At 63.1% G+C, this 2,303-nt stretch carries 1 protein-coding gene and 1 pseudogene; both read right to left on the bottom strand.

The features are described 5' to 3' along the window. Positions 1-388: pseudogene (locus ACZ4EG_RS46580) on the bottom strand (transposase family protein); the annotation flags it as partial. A gap of 227 nt (positions 389-615) precedes the next feature. Continuing rightward, positions 616-1,185: a hypothetical protein gene (locus ACZ4EG_RS46575; RefSeq protein WP_453561450.1), complete on the bottom strand. Its 570-nt coding sequence runs from the start codon at positions 1,183-1,185 to the stop codon at positions 616-618. Positions 1,186-2,303: the final 1,118 nt, after the last annotated feature.

Here is a 2,303-nt window from a genome sequence, read left to right as displayed (position 1 = left end):
CTAGCCAGTCGCGGACCAAGAGCGGAGCCAGAGTCGGATCGAGGCGACGATGACGGTGCCGACAGGTAGGCGCGTTTGTCGAACCTCGTGGCCACGGCCCGGAAGTTCTTCAGGGCATTGATTGTCCGCTCCACTTCGTTGCTGCGTTTGTAGATCCTCTTGTCGAAGCCGACGGTCGGCCGCCCTTGCTGCCACGGGCTTGCCGGTTGGTCCGCTGGTTCTTCGGCTCGGGGATGGTGTGCTTGATCTGGCGTCGACGCAGGTAGCAGCGGTTGCGTCGGGACGAGTACGCCCTATCGCCGCCGAGGTGGTCGGGCCGGGTGCGCGGGTGTCCGCCGCCCGGCCGGCCGACGCGGATGTGTTCCGTGACCGGGACGAGCTGAGGGGATCCGCAGGTTGCGGCTGGCCCGCCGATCGGCGATGAAGGCCTGTACACAGGCGGCAACCAGTTCCACGCCGTCGTCGTCACTGTCCCGCAAGAACTGCGCGACCGCCTGTAGGCTTGTATTTCGCCTGTCCGATTCTCATCGACGATGGCCTTTGCCCGGCCCAAGGGACAGCGCGGTGAGATCAACACCTGACTGATCGTTCACCTTGCTGGTGCAGCTGGCGGCCTTAGTTCGTCTGCAGGGCAACAGTGCAGTCCGTCCACCACGCCTTCCAATCATGCGTTTTCGTGGACAACGCCGCCAACATATCTTCGCTTGTGCCCTGTTCATAGGCGTCCGCGAATGCGTTCTCGGAATCTGCGCTGTTTTGAAGTTCCATCGCGATCTTTGGGTCTCGCGCGGTACGCGCGGCCTCGCTCAGTTGTCGAGCATACCTTCTGTCGAATTGGATGGATGCTTTCTTGTTGGATCCGGACGCCGTTGCATGGTCACTCCACGCTTGCTGCGCCTGCTGACACGCCGAGCGTGTCGCGTTGAGCCGGGCCTGCTGTTCAAGATGATCGTGCAACCACCAGACTCCGCCGCTGACGAGACCAATAACGACCACAACGGCTGGCCCCTTTTGCTTCACCGCCGAGAAGATCTTGCTCCACGGAAGAGTCCTGATGTCTCGCACCGGAGCATAGAAGTGGTTGTTCTGAACGCTGTGGGGTCCGCCTTGAATCGCAGTTGGGCCGTGGAATTCAGTGCGCCTCGAAGGATCCTCCCCTGGAACGCCGGAGCTTGATGCGGTCATGCGCTGTGACCGAAGTGATTGTCCTGGCGGTTGCTGCTGCCGGTCTGGACTTCAGTCGGGCCGTGGATGACGTTGCCCGTGAAGCTCCCTCCACCATGCCGCTTTTGGGCCGTACTGCCTTCGATCAGCGCGCGAGGTTCTGCGATCGCAGCGTCGCGCTCAGCGCCTTGCAGGCGCTCAAGATTCCGGACCCCGGTCCACGCATCGGTGCCTGCGGCTTGTACTACTGGGGCTCCTCCCGCTGTGGCCAGGGCTGCCAACGCCTCCGAAAGCATTCGCCAATCTCCCTTGTCAGTCCTCGCAATACCACCGCGACTGTATCCTCCAACTCCCTGCCCTCATAGGTAAGGTCAGCAGGCAAAAGCCCCGCTGAGGGCTTTCTGCGGGCCCGCAAGAACTACTGTTCAACACACCGAACGTCAGGAGGTCGGACGACAAGGCGTCCGCCTACGTGTGGTTCGCGCCAGCCGCGCGCCCGCACCGCTTGAGCACGGACGACTGAAGCCCAGCGTGCTCAGGAACCCGAGACGGAAACCGGCCCATGGACGCGATGTCACACAATCCTGCTCTCGACCAGGAAGTTCCCTGGCCCACGCTCCGCATGTGGGTTCGAGGGGAGGGCGAGCGCGTCGACGTCATGTCGCTGGCCCCAGCTCGCGTCGCACAAGCTCAGCAGGTCCTATTCCCTGCGCCTGGGGATCCTGGTGCAGCTCGGGAAGATCTTGCTCGGCGGTAGCCGGGCCAGCTTGTACGCCGCGCCCCTCGCCGGGGACGGTGCGGACCGACGGTTGGTGCTCTGTCCGCGGGGTTCGGAAAGTGCGGTACGGATCCGCGGAGCCGTGTCCTTGGTAACGGACACGCGCGCCAGGACGAGGCCGCGCGAACGGGACATCCTGATTGCGGGCCTATATCTCATTGACGGTGGCCACTTTCCGGTCCAAGGGACAGAGCGGTGCAACTTCTGTCTGACCGTTTTCCCGTAGCAGTGCTGATCCCGGTCTCGATCCATACGGCGGCGTTTCCCGGCCAGATCGTGGAAATGTCTCGGATAGCGGGGACCGGGGGCTCCCCCTCAGGGCGCTGTCGATAAGTAACTCCCTGGGTCTAGAGACCTTTAA

Source organism: Streptomyces sp. NPDC025638, from assembly GCF_055558775.1.
The sequence above is the reverse complement of the archived record's forward strand: the minus strand, read 5'-3'. Positions and strand labels throughout refer to the sequence as shown.